General features: G+C 67.9%; 18 protein-coding genes and 1 pseudogene. 6 read left to right on the forward strand and 13 right to left on the reverse strand.

Translation table 11 applies throughout. The features are described from left to right. Positions 1-34 precede the first annotated feature (34 nt). From ACXJKJ_RS04835 to ACXJKJ_RS04845, 3 genes and pseudogenes are all read right to left on the reverse strand, one after another. Complete coding sequence (locus ACXJKJ_RS04835) at positions 35-421, reverse strand: hypothetical protein (protein WP_457389290.1); 387 nt, start codon at positions 419-421, stop codon at positions 35-37. Between the two features lie 189 nt (positions 422-610). After that, positions 611-958 (reverse strand): annotated as a pseudogene (locus tag ACXJKJ_RS04840) (tyrosine-type recombinase/integrase); the annotation flags it as partial. Between the two features lie 228 nt (positions 959-1,186). Further along, entirely contained in the window at positions 1,187-1,720 is a 534-nt protein-coding gene (locus tag ACXJKJ_RS04845) for a MarR family winged helix-turn-helix transcriptional regulator (protein ID WP_457389291.1), read from the reverse strand. Positions 1,721-1,829: 109 nt separating this feature from the next. Here ACXJKJ_RS04845 and ACXJKJ_RS04850 point away from each other — a divergent pair, with 109 nt between their 5' ends. Then, a complete protein-coding gene (locus tag ACXJKJ_RS04850; RefSeq protein WP_457389292.1) occupies positions 1,830-2,630 on the forward strand; it encodes an SDR family NAD(P)-dependent oxidoreductase in 801 nt (266 codons plus the stop codon). Between the two features lie 60 nt (positions 2,631-2,690). Further along, the gene (locus ACXJKJ_RS04855; protein WP_457389293.1) at positions 2,691-3,767 is read left to right on the forward strand and encodes an alkene reductase; all 1,077 of its coding nucleotides are present in this window, start codon (positions 2,691-2,693) and stop codon (positions 3,765-3,767) included. Positions 3,768-4,000: 233 nt separating this feature from the next. On the opposite strand, the gene ACXJKJ_RS04860 is transcribed toward ACXJKJ_RS04855, so the two are convergent. The 3 genes from ACXJKJ_RS04860 to ACXJKJ_RS04870 are packed head-to-tail and all read right to left on the reverse strand — an operon-like array spanning position 4,001 to position 8,413. Next, positions 4,001-6,421, reverse strand: a complete 2,421-nt coding sequence (locus ACXJKJ_RS04860) for an ABC transporter permease (protein ID WP_457389294.1) — start codon at positions 6,419-6,421, stop codon at positions 4,001-4,003. Positions 6,422-6,432: 11 nt separating this feature from the next. Beyond that, positions 6,433-7,110 (reverse strand): ABC transporter ATP-binding protein, encoded by a 678-nt coding sequence (locus tag ACXJKJ_RS04865; protein ID WP_457324640.1) that lies wholly within the window; start codon positions 7,108-7,110, stop codon positions 6,433-6,435. A gap of 10 nt (positions 7,111-7,120) precedes the next feature. Continuing rightward, complete coding sequence (locus ACXJKJ_RS04870) at positions 7,121-8,413, reverse strand: efflux RND transporter periplasmic adaptor subunit (RefSeq protein ID WP_457389295.1); 1,293 nt, start codon at positions 8,411-8,413, stop codon at positions 7,121-7,123. A gap of 45 nt (positions 8,414-8,458) precedes the next feature. On the opposite strand from ACXJKJ_RS04870, the gene ACXJKJ_RS04875 reads away from it, so the two are divergent. The 4 genes from ACXJKJ_RS04875 (at position 8,459) to ACXJKJ_RS04890 (ending at position 12,958) form a co-directional block, all read left to right on the forward strand. Beyond that, the gene (locus tag ACXJKJ_RS04875; RefSeq protein WP_457389296.1) at positions 8,459-9,739 is read left to right on the forward strand and encodes a sigma-54-dependent transcriptional regulator; all 1,281 of its coding nucleotides are present in this window, start codon (positions 8,459-8,461) and stop codon (positions 9,737-9,739) included. Between the two features lie 7 nt (positions 9,740-9,746). Next, on the forward strand, positions 9,747-10,874 hold the full coding sequence (locus tag ACXJKJ_RS04880; protein WP_457389297.1) for a sensor histidine kinase: 1,128 nt from the start codon (positions 9,747-9,749) through the stop codon (positions 10,872-10,874). A 71-nt stretch (positions 10,875-10,945) separates the two neighbouring features. Beyond that, positions 10,946-11,881, forward strand: coding sequence for a chromate resistance protein ChrB domain-containing protein (locus ACXJKJ_RS04885; RefSeq protein ID WP_457389298.1), 936 nt, complete (start codon positions 10,946-10,948; stop codon positions 11,879-11,881). Positions 11,882-11,938: 57 nt separating this feature from the next. Continuing rightward, positions 11,939-12,958: a Cj0069 family protein gene (locus ACXJKJ_RS04890; RefSeq protein WP_457389299.1), complete on the forward strand. Its 1,020-nt coding sequence runs from the start codon at positions 11,939-11,941 to the stop codon at positions 12,956-12,958. 2 nt (positions 12,959-12,960) lie between these two features. On the opposite strand, the gene ACXJKJ_RS04895 is transcribed toward ACXJKJ_RS04890, so the two are convergent. The 7 genes from ACXJKJ_RS04895 to ACXJKJ_RS04925 form a co-directional block, all read right to left on the reverse strand. Continuing rightward, positions 12,961-14,013, reverse strand: coding sequence for a DMT family transporter (locus ACXJKJ_RS04895; protein WP_457389300.1), 1,053 nt, complete (start codon positions 14,011-14,013; stop codon positions 12,961-12,963). Positions 14,014-14,027: 14 nt separating this feature from the next. Beyond that, positions 14,028-14,528, reverse strand: coding sequence for a hypothetical protein (locus tag ACXJKJ_RS04900; RefSeq protein ID WP_457389301.1), 501 nt, complete (start codon positions 14,526-14,528; stop codon positions 14,028-14,030). A 9-nt stretch (positions 14,529-14,537) separates the two neighbouring features. Further along, on the reverse strand, positions 14,538-14,918 hold the full coding sequence (locus ACXJKJ_RS04905) for a hypothetical protein (protein ID WP_457389302.1): 381 nt from the start codon (positions 14,916-14,918) through the stop codon (positions 14,538-14,540). Positions 14,919-14,983: 65 nt separating this feature from the next. Further along, on the reverse strand, positions 14,984-18,115 hold the full coding sequence (locus ACXJKJ_RS04910) for an efflux RND transporter permease subunit (protein WP_457389303.1): 3,132 nt from the start codon (positions 18,113-18,115) through the stop codon (positions 14,984-14,986). 10 nt (positions 18,116-18,125) lie between these two features. After that, the gene (locus ACXJKJ_RS04915; RefSeq protein WP_457389304.1) at positions 18,126-19,244 is read right to left on the reverse strand and encodes an efflux RND transporter periplasmic adaptor subunit; all 1,119 of its coding nucleotides are present in this window, start codon (positions 19,242-19,244) and stop codon (positions 18,126-18,128) included. Continuing rightward, complete coding sequence (locus ACXJKJ_RS04920) at positions 19,241-19,867, reverse strand: hypothetical protein (protein ID WP_457389305.1); 627 nt, start codon at positions 19,865-19,867, stop codon at positions 19,241-19,243. Before ACXJKJ_RS04920 ends, ACXJKJ_RS04915 begins: the two co-directional genes overlap by 4 nt. After that, positions 19,864-21,123 carry a TolC family protein gene (locus ACXJKJ_RS04925; protein WP_457389306.1) on the reverse strand — a complete coding sequence of 420 codons (1,260 nt, stop codon included), beginning with the start codon at positions 21,121-21,123 and terminating at the stop codon, positions 19,864-19,866. Before ACXJKJ_RS04925 ends, ACXJKJ_RS04920 begins: the two co-directional genes overlap by 4 nt. Positions 21,124-21,156: the final 33 nt, after the last annotated feature.

Consider the following 21,156-nt stretch of genomic DNA (forward strand, 5'->3'; position numbering starts at 1 on the left):
GTGGCCACCCCAGGTGCACGGCCTCAGCTCCGCGCTAGGCGCCACCTTTTCCAGTGGTTTTTTTCGCCTTCTCGGCAAGGGCCTTGTCGCCCCAGCGCGCACGGAGTTGCGGGAGGATCACGTACTTCCAGACATCACCAATCATCCCTGGGAGCTTCGGCGCAATCGCGCCCCCAATGGTCGCGACGACCAAGCTGATGGTAGCCAGGTCATATCCGACGGCGTCCGTTTCGAACGAGAGCGCCGAATCCAAATCAGCTGGCAGGTCGTCGGGCTTCAGACCGAGCTTCTGGAGGTCTTCATACGCCAGCGATCCCGGCGTCTTCATTTCGTCCCAAATTTCGCGGGCACCCTTTTGAACCTCCTCTCCGGAGACTTTGGCGACACCCAGTGAGTATTCAAACGTTTGTTCGTTTTCCATCCCTACCTCGCGTAGACTTTTCCGGATCCGATTCTTTTTGCACCTCCAGTTGAGGTCATCCCCACAATTGGGGATGCTCATGTGGGGACCATGCCCCTCACCTAGCCTTGGTGGGCTCAGCCTAGTCGGACTACGTACAGCTCCCATTGCTGCCGCGAATTCGCTTCGTCGGGCGCAAGACGTAAAGGTCTAAGTCGCCGGAAAGGCTGAGCCAAGCTGCTTGCGGCGCTTCTCATCGTCCCCATGCAGATAGGTCGACGTGGTTGCGATCGACGCGTGGCGTAGGTTGTCGCGCACGGTCGTCAGTTCGGCGCCCCTGTGCAGAGCATGTGACGCGTGGGTATGACGCATCCAGTGCGGCGACGCCGCCCTGAGCTTGTCGGCAAGCTTCGGGTTGGTCTCTTCCAGCAGGCCCGCGGACACGTTGAAGAACCTCTTGCGGATCGCCCACAGCCGTGCGGTCGAAATCGCCCCGGCGTCATCACCTGCGACGCGTCCGACGATGGGCGTGTCGGGGCGCCAGCGCGACTGGGTCATGCGTGACATCGCCTTCGAGGCGCTGCAGCAACTGGGCACCTCCTCTGGTTCATGCGTTGCTGGCGCCGAAAGTTCAAAGTTGAGTGAAACAGAAAGCCGATAGTTCAGACTTGATTGAGACACGAGTTCAAAGCCTGCTGACCCGTCCTGCGCCAAGTGATTGATCAGAGCCGGTTTCCAGTTCTGGGTTGAACGCAAACCGACAGCGGCGTCACGCCGTGGTTGATGTCAAGAGGCTTCTGCCTTGTAGGCAACCAGAAACGCGTCGGAAGCCACCTGATCGGCCAGGGCCCGCAAGTTCGCAGCCGAGGCGGGGCCCAGAGCGGCTTCCACCTGGTCGTTTGCTGCAGCCCAGAGCACCACGGCTTCTGAAAGCCGCGCTTGGCCGAGCGGGGTCAGAACGCCATGTTTGATCCGCTTGTCCTGGGCGTCCTGGCGCAACTCGACGAGGCCATCCCGCACCAGCGGCCTGAGCGCATGGGTCAGTGCCGAAAGCTGGATGGCGAGCCGGGCCGCCAGATCCTGCAGCGTCGGCCCTTGCTGGCCTGTGCCCATGAGCTTGTGTATTTCTGCGATGAGCGCGAGCTGCGTGGCTTTGAGGTTCAACGGCGCAAGCGCTTCGTCATACAGCTGGCCGAGTCGGCGGGCCGCAAGGCGCAACGCCGTGTTCGTACAGACGCGGCCGCCCAGCATGTCGTTCTCATGCACGGTCGGCGTGTCCAGGCCATTTTTCGGGTCAACGAGAGGTGCGGAGATTCCCATGTTCACAAAATGGTTGAGTACTGCACTATCTGCAAGACGCGCTCGGTCGATCTTACATTTGAGCCCTCAACAATTTTGTTGAGTACTCAATTTTATAAGAGACCGATCAATGACCAACGTCAACTCCAGGAAAGTCGCTCTGATCACGGGGGCTTCCTCCGGTATCGGCGCTGTCTATGCGGACCGCCTCGCTGCGCGTGGCTACGACCTCATTCTTGTCGCCCGGCGCGCTGATCGCCTGCAAGCGCTGAGCGCCCAGGTCTCCAAGGCGTACGGTATCAAAGCCGAGGCGATCGTCGCCGACCTGACCCAGGACCAAGATCTGGCGCGGATCGAGACGGTTCTGGCCACCCAGGAGGACCTTCGCGTCCTGGTCAACAACGCCGGTGTGGCACGACTGGGGCCGGCGGCGCAGACGTCTGCGAACGACGCGATGTCCCAGATCGCCCTCAACATCACAGCGCTGACACGCCTGAGCCAGGCCGTGCTGCCTGCGTTCGTGGCGAGGAACCAGGGCTTGATCATCAACATCGCTTCCGTCCTGGCCATCCAATCGCTGCCGATCAGCGCCGTCTACAGCGGCACCAAGGCCTTCGTACTGCAGTACAGCAGAGGTCTGCAGCAGGAACTTGCCGAAACCGGTGTGAAGGTTCAGCTGGTCCTTCCGGCATCGACCGCCACCGAACTCTGGGACGCGTCGGGTGTCCCGCTGTCCGCTCTCAACAAGGCGTCCGTGATGACGACCGAGAACATGGTGGATGCGGCGCTTGCGGGTCTTGACCAGGGCGAAACGGTCACCTGGCCCTCGGTCGCCGACGCAGGCCTTTGGGACAAGTACGAAGCCGCGCGCTCCGAACTGTTCGCGAACACCCAAGTTGGAACGCCGGCCGCCCGCTACCGGATCGGGTGACCCAGCCGACTCAACGCCACTGCCAATCCCCGCTTCATTCCACTCCCCCGAGAACAGCCCATGCTTTTCGAATCCTTTTCCCTGCGCGCCATCCCACTCAGCAATCGCACCGTGATGTCGCCGCTGACACGCAGCCGCGCGAGCGACAACAACACGGCCAACAGCCTGATGGCCACCTACTACGCCCAGCGTGCGACCGCCGGCCTCATCATCACGGAAGGCACCTCACCATCGCCCAACGGCCTGGGCTATGCCCGCATTCCGGGGCTGTTCAATGACGCCCAGGTGCAGGGCTGGAAGCTGGTGACCGATGCCGTGCACGCCAGGGGCGGCAGGATCGTCGTGCAGCTGATGCATACCGGTCGCGTGTCCCACGTGGCCAACCTGCCGGCCGGCGCCGAAGTGCTCGGGCCTTCTTCCGAGACCTGCCCCGGCGAAATGTGGACCGATACGCAAGGCAGCCAGCCGCACACGCCGCCGCGCCCCATGACGGAGACTGACATCCAGGCCGTGATCGGCGAATACGCCACTGCTGCGCGGCTTGCCATCCAGGCCGGCTTCGACGGCGTCGAATTGCACGCGGCCAACGGCTACTTGCTCGAGCAATTCCTGAACGCCAATGTCAATGGCCGCGCCGATGGTTATGGCGTAACCGCTGAAGGGCGCAACCGGCTGGTGCTGGAGGTCGCCCGTGCGGCCGTGAAAGAGATCGGCGCAGAGCGAGTCGGCATCCGCCTGTCACCCCGCGGCGTGGTCAACAGCACCGGCGCATTCGAAGGCGTGGACGAGCAGTACCTGGCGCTGGTTCAGCAACTCTCCGCACTTGGCCTCATGTATGTCCACGTCCTGGACCATTCGGCCATGGGCGCCCCGCCCGTCCCGGCGCAGCTGAAGTCCGACTTGCGGGCTGCATTCGATGGCCCCTTCATCCTCGCCGGCGGGCTCGACAAAGCCAGCGCACAACAGACGCTGAGCGACGGCCGCGCAGACTTGATCGCCATGGGCAGGCCTTTCATCGCCAACCCGGACCTGGTCGAGCGCATGCGCCAAGACGCGCCGTTGAATGTGCCGGCGCCGGACACGTTCTACACGCCCGGAGCCAGGGGCTACACCGACTATCCAACGCTCGCCGACTAGGCGTTGCAGCGAGCCGCCGCTAACAGTTCAACATTGATCGACAACAAAAAGTCGGTAGTTCAAAGTTGAGTGAGGCAGCGGTTCCAAGTTCGCTGACGCGGCTGAGGCCAAGCATCGGAGGCACCAAGATTTTCGATTCCGGGTGCTCAGCGCAAACCGACACACGGGCGACGCAAGTCAAGCACGCCCCTCGGGAGATTGATTGATCGCTTGGGATGCACGCCCCAGATAGATCAATCGTGACGTAATCCCCAGGCCGGCGCGGCGCGGCTGGCGCGCAGCGACTGGCCGAGCACCGTCAGTACCGCGATGGCCGCGGCAAGCAATGTCGCGCCGACGAAGTAAAGCGGCGAGAGTTCGATCCGGTCGTCGAAACCGGCCAGCCACGCCCGCATAGCCACGAATGCCAATGGCCATGCGAGCAGGTTCGCGATCAGCACGGGCCGCAGGAACTGGCCGACGAGCAGCTTTGCGATATCGGCGGACGACGCACCCAGCGTCTTTCGAATGCCGATCTCCTTCACCCGCCGCTGGGTATTGAACGATGCGAGGCCCCATAGCCCGACGCAGCCGATCAGGACCGCCAGCGCCGCACCGATGCCAAACAGGTGAGTGGCGCGATCGTCGGCTTCGTAGAACTGGGCCAGTCGCCGATCCGCAGTGGCGGCCACGAACGGCACCTGCGGCGCGAGGCGCAGCCAGACCTGCCGCGCGGCGGCCAAGGTCACCTGCGGATCGCCGGTGAACCGGACCGCGGCGACGGGCTTTGCAGGACCCTCGCGGTAGTACTGATAGCTGGTGGTGTCGTCCGGTGCGCGCGGCGAGAAGAATCGCAACTGATCGATGACGCCGATGATCGTGCGCGGCATCGCGCCGCCGACGGTCTTGCCAATCGCCTCCTGTGGCGATGCGAAACCGAGCCGCTTCGCTGTCTCGAAATTGATGACGATGTTGCGGCCGAGCTTCCATTTCTGCCAGTCGCTGGCGTCGTCAGCGGCATGCGCGTCATCGAACAACCGGCCCGCCAGCAGTCGCGGCGCATAGGCCTCGAAGAACCCCGGGCCGACGCTGATCACGCGGATCGTCAAGCCCGGCGCCGGGCGGCCCGGCATGTCGATGGCATCGAGCGCGGCATTGCCATCGACGCCCGCACCCACGTTGGCGCTGCCGACGGCGCGGACCCCGGGCAACTCGCGGAATGCTGCAAGGATCGCGCGGGCCTGCGGTGGGCTGATGCCGGTTTCCGCGAGCGAGGGCACCATCAGCAGGCCTTCGCGCTGGAAGCCGAGATCGGCGTTGTGCATGTGACGGGTCTGTGCGACCAGCACTGCCGTGCCGATGACGAAGGCGGTCGCGAGTGCGAATTGCAAGACGACCAGCGCCTCACGCACGCGGACGCCGGCGCGGCCGCCACCCGGTGCTCGCGCCGACGCGAGCACCGCCGCCGTGGGCAACCGTGACAGGAGCAAGGCCGGATAGAAGCCCGCCGCCAGCCCGATGGGCAGCGTGGCCGCCGCCAGGGCCGGCACGACCAGCGAATAGGGCATGGTGAGCGACAGCCCGCCAGCGGCATTGACCCACGGCAGGCTCAACTCCGCGAGGATCAACCCGGCCAGCGCAGCAACGGCGACCGTCAGCACCGCTTCGCCCAGGAACTGACCGACCAATGCACGCCGGTCCGCACCCAATACCTTGCGCATTGCCACTTCGCGCGCACGCACCCCGGCCCGGGCGGTCGCGAGATTCACGTAGTTGACGATGGCGATCAGCAGGGCGATCAGCCCGACGATGCCCAGCGCCACCACCGTCATCTTGCGGCCCGCGCTTTCGGGTCCCTGCGGCTGCAGGTGAATGTCAGACAGGGGCAGCAAGGGCAAGGACAGGAACCGTGACGGCTGCGGCCCCATGCTCGTGGCTCGGCGATCGATCATCGCCGGCAGCGCGCGCGCCAACGCCAGCCGCTGCGCCGCCGTGTCGAAGCGCAGGAAAGTGGAGACCGACGCCGTGCCCCACATGTACCACTGCCATTGGCCCGCAGGCGCGCCCTTGGGCAATGGGATGAGGATCGACAACTGCAGTTCGCTGTTGGCCGGCTGATCTTCGAAAACGCCGGCAATCCGGTATGCGGCGGGCCAGTCGATCGAGACGGTCAGTGTCTGGCCAACCGGATCAGTGCTGCCGAAGTACTTGCGGGCGGCCGACCGGCTGATGAGCGCGCTGGTCGGATCGTTGAGCGCGCTGCCGCTGCCCTTGAGCATCGGCAGGGCGAACACATCGAAGAACGATGGATCGACTTGCGCCACGTCTTCCTTGATCGCTTCGGCGCCGCGTTGCACGCTCCCGCCATCCTTGCCGCCGCGGATGCGCGTCCCCACGACACCCGGATGTTCCTCACGCAGTTGCTCCAGCAAGCCTCCCATCGTCATCGAATAGGCGCCGCTGAATGGACTGCCGGGCAGGTCAATGCGCGTCTGCACCAGGTAGATCTGCCCATGGCCTGGCAGCCACTTCTCGTAGCTGGTCTCGAATCGCACATAGAGCGACAGCACCAGGAACACCGCGATGCCCACAGCCAGCCCGCCGATGTTGAGCGCGGCGTGAAGCTTGTGGCGAGTCAGCGAGCGGTAGAGCGACAGCAGCGCGAAGCGGTTCATGGGCGCGGTCCTCAGATCGAGCGGGCCGCGGAGGCCACGATACGGCCGTCAAGCATGTCGATGCGGCGCTTCGCCACGTCGGCGTGGCTGGGCGAATGCGTGACCATGACGATGGTGGCGCCCTCCGCGTTCAGGCCGGCGAGGATGTTCATCACCTGCTCGCCGTTGACGGTGTCAAGGTTGCCGGTCGGCTCGTCAGCAAGGATCAACTTGGGATCGCCGACTATCGCGCGGGCAATCGCAGCGCGCTGCTGCTGGCCGCCGGACAGTTGATGCGGGAAGTGGCGCGCGCGGTGGCCGATGCCGACCTTGTCTATCGCCGCCGCCACCCGCGCGCGCCGGTCGCCGGCATCGGCCCGGTAAGCGAGGCCGAGCGCGACGTTCTCCTCGATCGTCAGCTCGTCGATCAGGTTGAAGCTTTGGAAGACGAAGCCCAACGTCGCGGCGCGGAACTTCGCCAGCTCCTTCTCGTTGAGCGCGGCGAGGTCGCGATCGCCGAACAGGTAGCGGCCAGCGGTCGGGCGGTCGACGGTGCCCAGCGTGTTGAGCAGCGTCGATTTGCCACAGCCCGATGGCCCCATGATGGCGACGAACTCGCCGGCTTCGACGTGGAGGTCGATGTCGTGGAGCGCGGTCGTCTCCACCTCGTCAGAGACGTAGCGGCGCTGGATCTTCTCGAGACGGATCACGGCTTGCCCTTCAGCGGATGTTGAGAACGTCGCCCCTCATGGAGGCGGTGTGGGAGGTGACGATGCGGTCGCCGGGTTTCAGGCCGGACAGGATTTCGACCTGCTCAGGGTTGCGACGGCCCGTTTTCACGGCGCGGCGGCGGGCGTGTTCGCCATCGGCGTCGAACACGAAGACCGACGTGCCGCCACCAGCGTCGAGCCAGCCACCCACCGGCGCGATCAGGGCGGGTGCGGTGCTGCCGAGCGTGATGCGGATGTCGAGCGTCTGACCGCGATTGAGGCCAGCGGGCGGCATGCCTTCGACCGCGAGTTCGATGCGGAAGCGGCCGTCCTTCACCGCAGGCAGCACTTTCGAGACGGTCAGCGAGAGGCTCTCTGCGCTCGCCCGCTGGCCGACGGCGATGCGTCCAAGATAGTATTCATCGACGTCCGCGGTCAGCTTCCACGAGCCTTCGCTGTCGACCTGCCCCGCCGCATCGCCGGGGCGCAGCGTCTGGCCGGGTTGGATCGTGAAGTTGATCAGCCGCCCGGCGTTGGGCGCGCGGATGGTCAACGTATCCAGGCCAGCGCGGACCGCGGCCAAACTGCGCTCCAACTGCCCGCGCGTGTCATCCAGCCGTGCGCCCTGGGTCGCTGTGATACGCGCCTCGTCGTCGTTGCCTGCTTGCAGTTGGTCGAGCCGTTTCTGCTGATAGGCGGCCTCCTCTGCATAGCTCTTCACTCCTGCCGCGGATACGAACCCGTCTTCGTGCAGCTGCTGGCGGGTCGACAGTTCGCGCCGCGCCTTCAGAAGGTCGTAGGTGGCCTGCGCGATCTGGGCCGCGCGATCCAGCCGGTTGCGCGCAATACCCAGGTTCTCGCCCGCGATGCCGCCCAACTGGCTGGCGATTTGCGCTTCGCGCGTCAGCACGTCGAGCCGCAGGGCAGGATTGGCCAGAGTCGCCAGCGCCTGGCCCTCAGCCACCGTCGTGCCGTCCTGCACCAGCAGCTTCTCGACATGCCCCCCGGTCAGAACACCAACGAGCGTCGTCACCTTCGGAGCGACCGTGGCACGCACCGGCAGGTAGTCGGCAAAGGGCGCGCGGACGACCGCACCGCTTTCGATGTCGGCAGCGGCGATGTCGGTCGACCCGCTGGCGGGCAGGAAGCGCCAGACCAACGCCGTTGCCAGCACCAGCGTCGCCGCCATCGGCGTTGCACGGTGGCGCCACCACGGCGTCGCGGCGCGTTCGACGCGGCTGTCCATGCCCACGCCGGTGATGGATGCAGGCGGCATATTTGCGTGCACGAGCCGTTCGGTCATCATGCTGACAGTGTGGTTGCAGAAGGCCTGAAGGACTAAAACGTGATGCCGCAACAACTTAGCGAGGATCCACAGGAGGCCCTCCGTCCGGCGATGGACACACCGTCCGGAAGTGGACGGTCGAAAAGCCTGTCAATCCTGCTGGTGGATGACAACCCGGCCGTTGCAGAGGCGATGGAGATCGCGTTCCGTATCGCCGGGCATCGACTGGACAACGCGAACGGGCCGGAGGCCGCGTATTCACGCCTGGCCGCGTCCTGTTACGACGCGGTGCTGCTCGACATGAACTTCGCCGCGGGCCGGTCAGACGGCGCCGAGGGCTTGGAATGCCTGCATCGGATCGTTGCTGATGACCCGGCGACGTGCGCCGTCGTCATCACCGCGCACAGCGGCATCCGCATCGCAGTGGCGGCGATGCAGGCCGGCGCACGGGACTTCGTGATGAAGCCGTGGCGCAACGCCGAGTTGGTTGCCAAGGTCGAAGCCGCGGTCGCGCGCAACCGGCCGATGGCGGCGGTGCAGGCCGCTGCGCCACAGGAGCCGGCCCGGCTGCTCGGTGACAGCGCGGCGATGCAGCGGCTGCGCGATCTCGTGCGCCGCTTCGGTCCGACTGGCGCGGGCGTCACCATCACGGGGCCGGCGGGGAGCGGCCGCACGCTTACCGCGCTGGCGGTGCACGCCAACTCAGCCGATGCCGCGACGCCGCTGCTGCGCGTCGACCTGCGCGACGATGCCGCATGGGATCGGCTCGACGGGGCGACGGGTACCGTCTTGTTGCGCCATCCCGACCGGCTGGATGCGGTGGCGCAGGCACGGCTGCTCGACCGTCTGCCTCCTGCGGTGAGATGCATCGCGATCGCGGAAAGCGTGGCGTCGCTGACGCCGGCGTTGCAGCGTCGTGTGGCGACTGTCGAGATCGCCGTACCGCCGCTGGCTGCGCGTGGAAATGACGCGATCTTGCTCGCGCGGCACTTCACCCGCATCGCCGCCGAGCGATTCGCACGCCCCGCGGCAAGACTGAGCGAAGCAGCCGAGGCGGCGGTGCAAGCGGGCGGATGGCCCGACGAGGTTCGCGGCCTGGCGCTTGCGATTGAGCGTGCGGTGCTCCTGACCGAGGACGGCACGATCTCCACCGCTGCACTCGCACCGTCGGTGTCGGTGCCCGTCACCCAAACGCAGGCTGGTGGGTTCGACTTGATCGACGCCGAACGCGCCGTCATCGCAGCGGCGTTGCGTGAGCATCGCCATAACGTCACGCATGCCGCCACCGCGCTGGGCTTGAGCCGCGGTGCGCTGTACCGCCGCATGGCGCGCCATGGGCTCTAGACATGGCTTGCGGGCGGCACTCCATGCGATCGGGTTCGTCGCATGCGGCGTCGCCGCGGGCACGGCAGTGCACCAGGGCTATTGGGGGCTGCTCGTCGGGGCGACGCTGGTCGCCTTTTGGCTCGGCGCACTGGACTGGGGTCGGGCCGCAAGGCCCCTATCGACGCCCGACCCTGTCACCCCAGCGCCGGATGTGACCACGCCTCGCCTGCTGCTGGACGTCGCGCCGACGCCAATACTGGCGATCGAGGGCGGCTGCGCCCGTGCGCTCAACCGCGCCGCGCGCCGGTTGTTCGCTACCGACGACCGCGTCCTGCCGGTGCCCCTTGAACTGTTGGACCGCGATGCCCGCCATCTGCGCCATGAAGCGCGAAGCTGGCGCATCGATCGCATCATGCTGGGCAGCGGCATGGTCGTCGCGCTCATCGACATCGAACAGGAAGAACGCGCGGCAGAGGCGCGCGCGAGCGCCGAACTGATTCAGGTCCTCGGCCATGAGCTGCTCAACGGCCTGGCCCCGATCGCGTCTCTGGCCGAGAGCGGGCTGGCGGCGGTTGGGCAGCCCAACGCCGACCTGACGCTGCTGCGGGAAATCCTCGCCACATTGGCGCGCCGCGCGGAAGGCCTGCAGCGCTTCGCCGAGGCCTATCGCGCGCTGGCCCGTCTGCCCGATCCCTTGCTGCTCCCGGTGGCGGTGCGGCCGATGTTGGGCGATCTGGCGCGGCTGTTCGCCGGCCGTTGGCCGGGCATTGCGTTGACTGTCGAAGTCCCGGACGACCTGCGTTGGCCGCTGGATCGAGACCAAATCAGCCAGGCACTGTGGGCCTTGCTGCAGAACGCGGCTGAGGCCGTGCTGGACCGCAACGACGGGCAAGTGACGCTGGCGGCTCGCATTGCCGATGGCGGCCTCGCGATCGAAGTCAGCGACAACGGCCCGGGCATCCCACCCGAAGCAGCCGCACGCATCTTTCGCCCATTCCACACCACCAAGCCCGAAGGCACTGGCATAGGCCTCAGCCTCGCCCGCCAGATTGCGCAGGCGCACGGCGGCACGCTGACGCTCGGCACCGGAGCCGCCGTCACGTCGTTCCGCCTTCTGCTCCCCGGCCGCGACGGCTCCTCATCTCCAGGGTGATGGTGGGTTTTCAGATATCGGCACTCGAACGATATGTTGTGATCGAGACATGATGTTATATATTCAACCAAATGAAGTGGCTGCTCCTCATCCTCTCGCTGCCGACCGAGAACACCGCCGCCCGCATGCGCGTCTGGCGGGCGCTCAAGGGCTGCGGCGCGGCGGTGCTGCGCGACGGCGTCTACCTGCTGCCGCACTCCGAGGCGCATGAGGCGGCGCTGGGTGGCATTGCCGACGACCTGCGCCAGAACGACGGTACGGCTCATCTGCTGGGCACGGAGTCTGGCGACGCAAATTTCCCTGCGCTGTTCAACCGCAGCGCCGAGTTCGCGGCCCTGCTGGGCGATATCGCCGACGGTCGCAAGCGGCTCAGCGCCGAGCAGGCGATGGAGTCGGTCAAGCTGGCTCGCAAGCTGCGCAAGGCCTTCGACCAGTTCGTCGCCATCGACTTCTTTCCCGGTGAGGCCCAACGCCAGGCCCGCGAAGCACTGGAAGAATTCGAGGACCAGGCCAGCCGGCTGCTGTCGCCGGATGAGCCTCAACCCGCCGTGCGAACCATCACGCCACTGGATCGGGCCGACTACCAGGGGCGGATCTGGGCCACGCGCGCCCGGCCGTGGGTGGACCGGATGGCCTGCGCCTGGCTGATCCGCCGCTTCATCGACCCCGACGCCCGCATCCTGTGGCTCCAGTCGCCGGCCGATTGCCCGAAGAGGGCGCTCGGCTTTGACTTCGACGGCGCCTCCTTCACCCACGTCGGCGCCCGCGTGACCTTCGAGACGCTGCTCGCCAGCTTCGGCCTGGAGACGCCTGCGTTGCTGCGCCTGGGCCTGCTGGTGCACAGCCTGGACATCGGCGGCGTGCAGCCGCCGGAGGCCGCGGGCGTCGAGCGCGTGCTGGCCGGCATGCGCGAGGCCATCACCGATGACGACCAGTTGATGCAAGTCAGCGCCGGGGTCTTCGAGGGCCTGCTGACTGCCTTTCAGAACGCCGAGGACAAGCCATGAACGCCATCCCCCAGGACCTTCCTCTTGACCCAGCCAGCCTGAACGGCCCGTCCGCGCATGGCTGCTGACCACCCACCCACGCTGGCGTTGCTCTATCCAGGAGACCGTGCGGCCCGCGACCGCAATGACCCGGACGAGAGTCGCTTTGCCGCGCTGTTCGAGGCCTTTGCCGCCGCCGGCATTGCGGCCGAGCCGGCCGTCTATCACGACGACTTCGCCGATGAAGTCGCTACCCAGCTGAAGCGAGTGGATGGCCTGCTGGTCTGGTGCAACCCCATCGAGGCGGGCTGCCGCCGTGACCGGCTCGATGCAATGCTGCGCGAGCTGGCCGCGGGCGGCGTCTTCGTCAGTACGCATCCCGACACCCTGCTCAAGCTCGGCACCAAGGACGTGCTTGTCGACGTGCGCGACCTGCCCTTCGGCAGCGATGCGGTGCGCGTCGACAGCCTGGTGCAACTGGCCGACGGGTTACCGCAGCGGCTGACCAGCGGGGCGCGTGTGCTGAAGCAGTACCGCGGGCAAAGTGGCAATGGCGTCTGGCGTGTCGAGGCAACCGGCGCTTCGCTTTTGAAGGTGCGCCATGCGCAGCGGGGCAGCGAGGAGGAATTGCTCAGCCTGCACGAACTGCAGCAGCGGCTGGCGCCCTATTTCGAGCCGGAGAACGGCGGCCACATGATCGACCAGGCCTGGCAGCCGCGTCTCGTCGACGGCATGGTGAGGGCCTACCTCGTCGAGGACCGCGTTGCCGGTTTCGGGCACCAGGCTGTCAATGCGCTGCATCCAGCGAAGGACGGTGAGCCGCCGCCTGCCACCAGCCCGCGGCTTTATCACCCGGCGGACCTGCCGCAGTTCCAGGCGCTGCGGCAGCACCTGGAGTCCGGATGGATAGACCTGCTGCGCGAGCGCGTGGGCCTCAAGCGAGACCAGCTGCCGATGCTGTGGGATTGCGATTTCCTGTTCGGCGAGCAGCCGGGCAGCTACGTGCTCTGCGAGATCAACGTCAGCAGTGTGTCGCCGTTTCCACCTTCGGCCGTCGCGCCGCTCGTGGAGGCAGTCAAAGCGCGCCTGGGGCGTTGACCTCAGTGGTCATGCCCGTGATGGGCGTCCGGCACATGCGCATGGCTGTGGCGCTCGGGTTGGTGCCGGTGCTGGTGGCTGTGCGCGCCTTCTGGCATCGGGTCGTGGGTATGGTCGTGATGCCCATCATCGTGCCGGTGCGCGTGCTCGTGTTCCAGCGCCTCGTGTGCATGCTCATGGTCGTGCGACTCGGCCAGGTGCAGCGCGACGCCCAGCAGCATCAGCAGGCCCCCCGCCGCCATGCCCCAGCCGGCTGAACGGTCCCCCAATCCGAAGGCCAGCGCCGCGCCGATGAAGGGCGCGAAAGCGAACACGGAGCCCGTGCGCGCCGCACCGAACTCGCGCTGGGCCAGCAGATAGAAGCGCAGGCTCAGGCCATAGCCGGTCGCGCCGATGCCCATCAGCCCCGCCGCGGTGCCGAGGCCGGGCACCGCCTCGCCCGCGATGAAGGCCAGCACCGCGGTCGCGGCGGCGCCGAGCGCGGACTTCGCCAGCACGACCTGGCCGGGATCACGCTCAGCCAGCGCTCGCGACAAGGTGTTGTCCGTGCCCCAGGCGGCTGTTGCGGCAAGCACAGCGAGCAGACCGATCCATTGGCCACTGGACGCCAGGCCCTGGTCAAGGATGAGCAGCACGCCTCCAGCGAGCAACAGCAGCATCGCGGTCCAGACGCGTCGGTCCATCGACTCGCCATAGAGGCGCCAGGCCAGCACGGCCGTGAAGAGGGCCTCCAGCGTCAGCATCAGCGACGCGCCGGTGCCGCTGGTGCGCTGCAACCCCCAGGCCAGCGCCACCGGGCCGATCACCGCGCCGAAGAGGGCGACGGCCAGCAGGCGTGGCAGGTCCGAGCGGAGCACGCGTGCCTCCTTCTCCGCCTTCTGGCGCAGCAAGGCGCCGGCGAGACCCGCGCCGGCATACAGCAGCGCCGCGGTCGTGAACGGCCCCAGTCCTTGGCCTAGCTTCTGCACGAGGGGCGTGCTTACGCCGAACAGCGCGGCCGCCAGCAAGGCCAGCAGTCCGCCGCGCAGCGCAGGAAGGTTCAGGTGAAGGGGCACGCTCGGCTTCGCTTTCAGGGCTGCCCACCGTGCCGGACCAGCCGCTTGTGAAAGCCCGTGATCGTGAGGGTCACCGTGACCGGCTGCTGGCTGCGGTTTTTCCAGAACCAGCCATGCGTGCCAGCGAACGGCGCCACGAAGGTGCCGGCGCCATGGCGTTGGCCGCCTTCGATGTCGTAGCTGGTGTACTCGTCCTTCGAGCCGGTCCGCTCGCCATGCAGGTCCACGGCCACGTCGGCGCTGGCGGACCAGTGAAAGACCATACCCTGGCCGGCGTCGAGTTCCGCCTGGACCTCGGCACCCTTGCCCGGGGCCAGCGTCACCGTCACGGTCTCTGTGCGCGGCGCCGAGGCGCTCGGCTTGACCGCGGGCGCATCGAAGCTCTGGCCCGCCTGCTTGCCGAACACGGCCTCGGCTTTGGCTGCAAGCGACGCGTTGTCGCGAGGCGCATCGGCCGCCCAGAGTGGCGTGCCAACGGCGAGCAGAGCACCGAGCGCAATCAGTCGTTTCGTCATGACGGCACCTTACTTGATGGTGAAGCGCACCGTCGCGGTCTTGCCCTCGACGTTGTTCAGCACGGCCACGATCTTGGCACCCGGGGCGATCTTCACGCCGGTGGCGCGCAGCTTGTTGCCTTCGGTGGCCTTGACGTCGACTTCGGACTTCTGCGCGCCGTTCAGCACGGTCAGCTTGCCCGAGACGCCTTTGGAGGGCATGTCTTCGTCATGGTCGACAAGGTAGATGGTCGCGCCGTCGGCGTCGACCACCAGCTCGAAGTTCACGTCGTTGGCGACCTGGACGACGCCGCCGTGGCGCGGTGCGGCTGAGCCGTGGGCCATCGCCGGGTTCATCGCCAGGGCGCTCGCGGCCAGCAGGGCGGTGATCAGCAGTTGCTTGGTCTTCATGGGGTTCATCTCCAATCGGGGTGCGGCGCTCTTGTGCAGGCGGCGCCGCGTGGCCTGGTTGATTCCTAGAATGCTTCCTGGGCTTGCGTCGGGGTCTCGGTCTCGCTGGGATCCAGCAGCCGTTGCAGCGGCTTGTCTCCCACCAGCCAGAAGATGACCGGTGTCAGCACCGTGTCCAGCAGCGTCGAGCTGACCAGGCCACCAAAGATGACGACGGCGACCGGGTGCAGGATCTCCTTGCCCGGCTCGTCGCCGGCCAGCAGCAGCGGCGTCAGCGCAAAGGCAGCGACGAGGGCCGTCATCAGCACCGGCGTCAGCCGCTCCAGCGAGCCGCGCACGATCATGGACAGGCCGAAGCGCTCGCCCTCGAAGCGGCACAGGTTGATGTAGTGGCTGACCTTGAGAATGCCGTTGCGCGTGGCAATGCCGGCCAGTGTGATGAAGCCCACCATCGTCGCGACCGACAGCGTCACGCCGGCCAGCCACATCGCGATGACGGCGCCGACCAGCGCCAGCGGGATGTTGGCCATGATGATGCCGGCCAGCACGGCCGAGCGGTAGCGCGTGTAGAGCACGAGGAACATCATCGCCAGCGAGATCAGCGACAGGCCAACGATGAGCTGCGTTGCCTGCTCCTGCGCCTGGAACTGCCCCTCCAGGCTGACAAAGGCGCCCGTAGGCAAGGCGGTCTTGGCAATGACCTGGCGGATGTCGCCGATGACCCGGCCCATGTCACGCCCGTCGGTGTTGGCGTAGACCACGATGCGCCGCCGGCCGTTCTCGCGGCCGATCTGATTCGGCCCGTCGGCCTCCTCGACGGTCGCGATGCTGGACAGCGGCAGCCGCCCGGCCGGTGTGTCGATGAGCGTGCGCGCCAGGTCCTGCGGGCCGCGCTGGTCGTCGGGCAGGCGTAGCACCAGGTCATAGCGGCGCTGGCCGTCCACGATCTCCGCGCCATGGGCACCGTCGGTCAACGCCTGTAATACGCGCACCGCCTCGCCCGGCGACAGCCCGGCCTGGGCGACCTTGCGCTGGTCCAGCCGCACGGCAATCTGAGGGATCAGCACCTGCTTCTCGACGGTGAGGTCCACCAAGCCCGGCACGCCGCTCAACCCGGCGCGCATCTGCTCGGCCAGGCCGCGCAGCGTGTCGGTGTCGTCGCCATAGATCTTCACGGCGATCTGCGCGCGCACGCCGGACAGCAGGTGGTCCAGCCGGTGCGAGATCGGCTGGCCGATGGCGACCTGGGCCGGCAGCGAGGCGAGCTGGGCGCGGATCTTGGCCATCACCGCCTCGCGGTCGATAGGCTTGCCACCGCGCCGCAGGTCCACGTCGATCTCCGACGAATGCACGCCCTCGGCATGCTCGTCGAGTTCGGCGCGGCCGGTGCGGCGGCCCACCTGGGTCACCTCGGGCACCTGGCTGATCAGCGTCTCGGCCAGCGAACCCATGCGGTTGGCCTCGGCCAGCGAGGTGCCGGGGTTGAACATTAGCGACAGCACCAGCGAGCCCTCGTTGAAGGCCGGCAGGAAGGCGCGCGGGAAGAACGGCACGCTGGCTGCAGCCGCAGCGACGGCGATGGCGGCCGCGGCGATCAGCAGCCTGGCGCGCGGGAAGGACCAGGCCAGCAGCCGCGCATCCCAGCCCTTGAGCCGTGCCACCAACGGGCTGTCGCCATGGTCCAGCCGCTTCATGCGCGGTAGCAGGAACGCGCTCAGAACCGGCGTGACCGTCATCGACACCAGCATCGACGCCAGGATGGACACGATGTAGGCAATGCCGAGCGGCGTGAACAGCCGACCCTCGATGCCCGGCAGCGCGAACAGCGGCACGAAGACGAGCACGACGATCAAGGTCGCGTAGACGATGCCGGTGCGCACCTCGACGCTGGCGGTTCGCACGACCTCCAGCACTGGCCGCGGGCTGGGCAGCGCTCGGTTCTCGCGCAGCCGGCGCTGGATGTTCTCGACGTCCACAACGGCGTCATCCACCAGCTCGCCGATGGCAATCGCCAGGCCGCCCAGCGTCATCACGTTGATGGACTGGTCGAGCAGGCGGAACACCAGCGCGGTGACAGCCAGCGACAGCGGGATGGCAATCAGCGAGATCAGCGTCGTGCGCACCGACAGCAGGAATGCGAACAGCACGATGGCCACCATGATGGCGCCGTCGCGCAGCGCGCCGGTGACGTTGGCGATGGAGGCCTCGATGAAGTCGGCCTGGCGGAATAGCACCTTGGGCGCACTCAGGCCCTTGGGAAGGCCGGGCTTCAGCTCGTTGAGGGCCGTCTCAATCTGCTTCGTCAGCTGGACCGTGTCAGCCGCGGGCTGCTTCTGCACGCTGACGATGACGGCCGGCGCACCCTTGTAGCCGGCGTCGCCACGCTTGAGGCCAGGCGCGAAGCGCACGCTGGCGACCTGCTCCAACAGGACGGCGCGGCCATCCTTCCAGGCGACAGCGATGCCCTGCAGGTCCTCGATGCGGTTGGTACGGCCGAGGTGACGGATCAGGTACTCGCGGCTGTTCAGGTCGATGAAGCCGCCGCCCGCATTGCCGGCGAAGCCACGTAGTGCCTGCTCAATCTGCGTCAGCGAGACGCCCAGCTGCGCCAGGCGCACGGTGTCGGGCTCGACGCGCAGCGTGCGCACCTCGCCGCCGATGGGGATGACCTGGGACACGCCGTGGATGGCGAGCAACCGCGGTCGTAGCACGAAGTCCGCGTACTCGCGCGCCTGCATGGGCGTGGCCTGGCCTACGCTGAGCGGCAGCGCGATCAGCATGACCTCGCCCATGATGGACGAGACGGGACCAATCGTCGGCGTGATGTCGCCCGGCAGCTGGCCGCGCAGCTGCGCGAGCCGCTCGGACACCTGTTGACGGTTGCGGTAGACGTCGGTGCCCCAGTCGAACTCGGCGTAGACGATAGACAGGCCGACACCCGAAGTCGAGCGCACCCGCGTGATGCCGGGCATGCCGTTCAGCGCCGTCTCGATGGGGAAGCTGACGAGCTGCTCGACTTCCTCGGGTGCCATGCCGCCGGCCTCGGTCAGCACGGTGACCAGCGGCTTGTTCAGGTCGGGAAACACATCGACCGGCGTGCGCCAGGCGGTGAGGCCGCCATAGGCCATCAGCAGCGCAGCAATGGCCAGCACGAAGAGCCGGTTGCGCAGGCTGGTGTGGACGATCCAGTTGAACATGGCCGGCCCTTCAGCGGATCTGCGCGATGAGCGCCGCGCCCACGACGACGACGCGGTTGTCCGCCGCAAGGCCTCGCGTGACGAGCACGGTTTTGGCGTCCAGCGGCTTCACCTGCACTGGCTGAGGCATGTAGCGCTCGGCGCCGGTCTTGATCCAGACGACGGTCTCGTTGACCGGGCTGCGCACGACGGCCTCGGCCGGCAGCACGACACCCTTGACCTTGTCCTTCATCGAGACGATCACCGTGACCGTCTGGCCGACGGCGAGCGATGTCGCTTCCCCGGCCTTGTCGGCCTGTGCGCGAAAGCTCAGCGGCAAGCTGCCGTCGCGCAGTGCACGGGGCACGCCGGCGAGCTGCAGCTTCACGCCGGTGATATCCGCCAGCTCGGCGCCGGCAATGCGCTGGCCCAGCGTCACGTCGGGCGTCTGTGCCTCGACCATCAGCCGCGCCGGGTCAACGATGTCGACGAGCACGTCACGCGCGTCGATGACCTGGCCGGCCATCAGCTCGGAGCGGGCGATGACGCCCGACACCGGCGCGCGCAGCGGCTCGCGTTGGTCGAGGCTCGCGGCGATGCTGCGCTCGCGGGCGGCCAGGGACTCGGCCTCCAGCCGCGCCGCCTCGATCTCCTTGCGCGGCACCGTGCCCTCCAGCCCTTCCAGCCGCTTCAGGCGCAGCTCGGCGAGCTGGCGGCCGGCGCGCAGCTCGGCGCGCTGGGCTTCCTGGTTGGCCTGAGCGAAAGGCTCGGCGTGGTGGTGCAGCCAGGCGAGGACTTCCCCCTTTTGCACGGCCTGGCCGGGCACAGGAAGTCCCTTGGGGCCGGGTTCGATACGGCCGCCATGGCTGGCCTGCACACGGCCGCTGGCGTTGGGGTCCTGCACCACACGGCCGGGCAGCTCCAGCGTCGCGGCGGCCTCCGTCTCGGGTGCGATCAGCGTGCGCAGCCCCAAGCGGCGCTGGGCCAGCTTGGGCACGTTGACACTGCCGTCGGGCAGGCGCACGAGGCCCGAGGCGCTGGTCGGGCCGGCCTGGTCGAGGTGTTCGCCATTGGGGCCATGGGCGCCGGGACCGGCGAGACTGGCCGTGGCGGCCAGCAGCAGTCCAAGGGTCAGCAGCGGGCGCTTCATACCTGGCCTCCGTTCCCGGTCCTGGCGCCGGCGCGGCGGCGCCATGCAGCCAGGGCGATCAGCGCCGCCGCGATGACGCCCATCCCTGTCCACAGCTTGCGTGAGCCGCTGGGGTGGTCGTGCCCGTGGTCATCGCCGGGCTCGTGCGCGTGCGGTGCCTGCGCCGCGGCCAGGGCCTGCTCGGCACTGACCTTGAGGGTCGCGTCCAGCAGGTCCGACTCGTTGCCGTGGATGACGGTGATGACGATGGCGTGGTCACCGGGCTTGCCGAGCAGCTTCAGCATCGCCTCGTCGGCGACTGCGTAGTCGCCGATGTCGTCATGGAAGGGAGCCTTGGCCTTGAGACCGCCGGACTCGATTTCGACCTGCGCCTTGAGCACCGGCTCGTTGGTCGCGAAGCGATCGATCAGCATCGAGAACTCGCCGCCGGCGAGCGTGGCGACCAGCTCGAACTGCTCGCTCCTGGCTTCGATGCGCGGGCGGCTGCCGGCGGGCGCGGTGGTGGCGGCCGGGCCGTCGAGATGTTCGCCGTTGGGTCCGTGGGCGCCGGGGCCGGCCGCAGCGCCCAGGCTCACGGCCAGCGCAGCGGCGCCGAGGGCGCGCAGCAGGGAAAGGGAGGTCATGGAAGCAATCCTTGGGCTTGTTGGAGTCGCGCCTGGGCCAGGCGCAGATGGGCTTGCTGGCGTTCGCTGGCGGCCTCGGCCTGGGCGGCGGCACTGAGGGCGCGCAGCAGTTCGGGCAGCGGCGCTTCGCCCGCCTTGAAAGCCTTGTCGATGTGGCCCGCCCGCTCGCGCAGCAGCGTGGCGCGCTGCGTTTCGAGGCGGGTCTGGGCTTGAGCACCTTGCAGCTGGCTGCGTGCCAGCTCCAGCTCGGCCGCGAGGCGGTCGCGGGTGCGTTGCTGCTGGGTCAGGGCCATGTCGACCTCGGACAGCGCGGTGGCGATGCGCGGCTGGGCGTGCGTCTCGGTGCCAAATGCAGCAAAAGGCAGGCGCAGCGCGACGCCTATGCTGTTCAATGCCGGATTGCCCTGGCCGGGGCGTTCCTGGCGCAGGTTGACGCCCAGCTCGGGGCCGTCGCCGCGCTGGGCCTGTGCCAGGGCGAGCTGGCGCTGGGCACGGTCGACGGCGCGCGCGGCGAGCTGCAGTTCGGGGTGAGCCTCATCGAGGTCGAAGGTCGCCCCTGCGGGCGGGGGCTCGAACCGCGCGGCAACGGCGAGGCCCGTCAGCAGTTGCCATTGCGTCTGCTGGGCGTGCAGCTTCAGTGCAGCCTCGGCTTCCAGAGCCTGGCTGGACAGCCACTCGGCCCGGGCCGCCATCGCGTCGGCAGGCGCGAGGTCGCCGGCCTTGACGCGGCGCTCGACGTCTTCGGCCAGGCGACCGAGCAACTGGCCTTGCAGCGCGGCCAGGCGCTGCTCCGCCTCCAGGCCGCTCAGCTGGCCAAGGGCTTCGCGCACCTGGCCGGCCACGTGCAGGCGGGCGGCCCGCTCGGCGGCGGCACTCCAGTCGAGGCCGGCTTGGGCGGCCTGGCCGGCGGTTGCGTGGGCGCCGATGCGCCACAGCGGCAGGGCGATGCCGACCTCGGTTTCGCGCTGGCCGCTGGCGCCATTGCCGCGGCCTTCACGCTGGGACAGCTGCAGCGCTGGCGGCGCGGCGAGCCAGCTGGCGGCGACGGCCTGCTCGGCGCGAGCCTGGCGCTGCTGGCCTTGCGACTGCGTCACCTCGGCGGAGCGCTGCCAGGCGGCGTCAATCGCCTGGGCCAGGCTGGGGCGGCTGGCCGCGAGCGCTGCGGAATTCGATAGGGGTTGGGCGGCACAGGCGAGCGCGCTGGCAGCAAGGGCGCTGCCGGCGAGCCATGGCGCCAACCATGGAGGAAGTTTCACGATGGTCCTGATGCGAAAGCGGCGGCGACCGGC

The organism is Roseateles sp. P5_E1 (assembly GCF_054049335.1).

Coding starts and splice junctions, on each gene's coding strand:
- ACXJKJ_RS04835 (WP_457389290.1), bottom strand. CDS start 421: ATGGAAAACGAACAAACGTTTGAATACTCACTGGGTGTCGCCAAAGTC.
- ACXJKJ_RS04845 (WP_457389291.1), bottom strand. CDS start 1,720: ATGGGAATCTCCGCACCTCTCGTTGACCCGAAAAATGGCCTGGACACG.
- ACXJKJ_RS04850 (WP_457389292.1), top strand. CDS start 1,830: ATGACCAACGTCAACTCCAGGAAAGTCGCTCTGATCACGGGGGCTTCC.
- ACXJKJ_RS04855 (WP_457389293.1), top strand. CDS start 2,691: ATGCTTTTCGAATCCTTTTCCCTGCGCGCCATCCCACTCAGCAATCGC.
- ACXJKJ_RS04860 (WP_457389294.1), bottom strand. CDS start 6,421: ATGAACCGCTTCGCGCTGCTGTCGCTCTACCGCTCGCTGACTCGCCAC.
- ACXJKJ_RS04870 (WP_457389295.1), bottom strand. CDS start 8,413: ATGACCGAACGGCTCGTGCACGCAAATATGCCGCCTGCATCCATCACC.
- ACXJKJ_RS04875 (WP_457389296.1), top strand. CDS start 8,459: ATGCCGCAACAACTTAGCGAGGATCCACAGGAGGCCCTCCGTCCGGCG.
- ACXJKJ_RS04885 (WP_457389298.1), top strand. CDS start 10,946: ATGAAGTGGCTGCTCCTCATCCTCTCGCTGCCGACCGAGAACACCGCC.
- ACXJKJ_RS04890 (WP_457389299.1), top strand. CDS start 11,939: ATGGCTGCTGACCACCCACCCACGCTGGCGTTGCTCTATCCAGGAGAC.
- ACXJKJ_RS04900 (WP_457389301.1), bottom strand. CDS start 14,528: ATGACGAAACGACTGATTGCGCTCGGTGCTCTGCTCGCCGTTGGCACG.
- ACXJKJ_RS04905 (WP_457389302.1), bottom strand. CDS start 14,918: ATGAAGACCAAGCAACTGCTGATCACCGCCCTGCTGGCCGCGAGCGCC.
- ACXJKJ_RS04910 (WP_457389303.1), bottom strand. CDS start 18,115: ATGTTCAACTGGATCGTCCACACCAGCCTGCGCAACCGGCTCTTCGTG.
- ACXJKJ_RS04915 (WP_457389304.1), bottom strand. CDS start 19,244: ATGAAGCGCCCGCTGCTGACCCTTGGACTGCTGCTGGCCGCCACGGCC.
- ACXJKJ_RS04920 (WP_457389305.1), bottom strand. CDS start 19,867: ATGACCTCCCTTTCCCTGCTGCGCGCCCTCGGCGCCGCTGCGCTGGCC.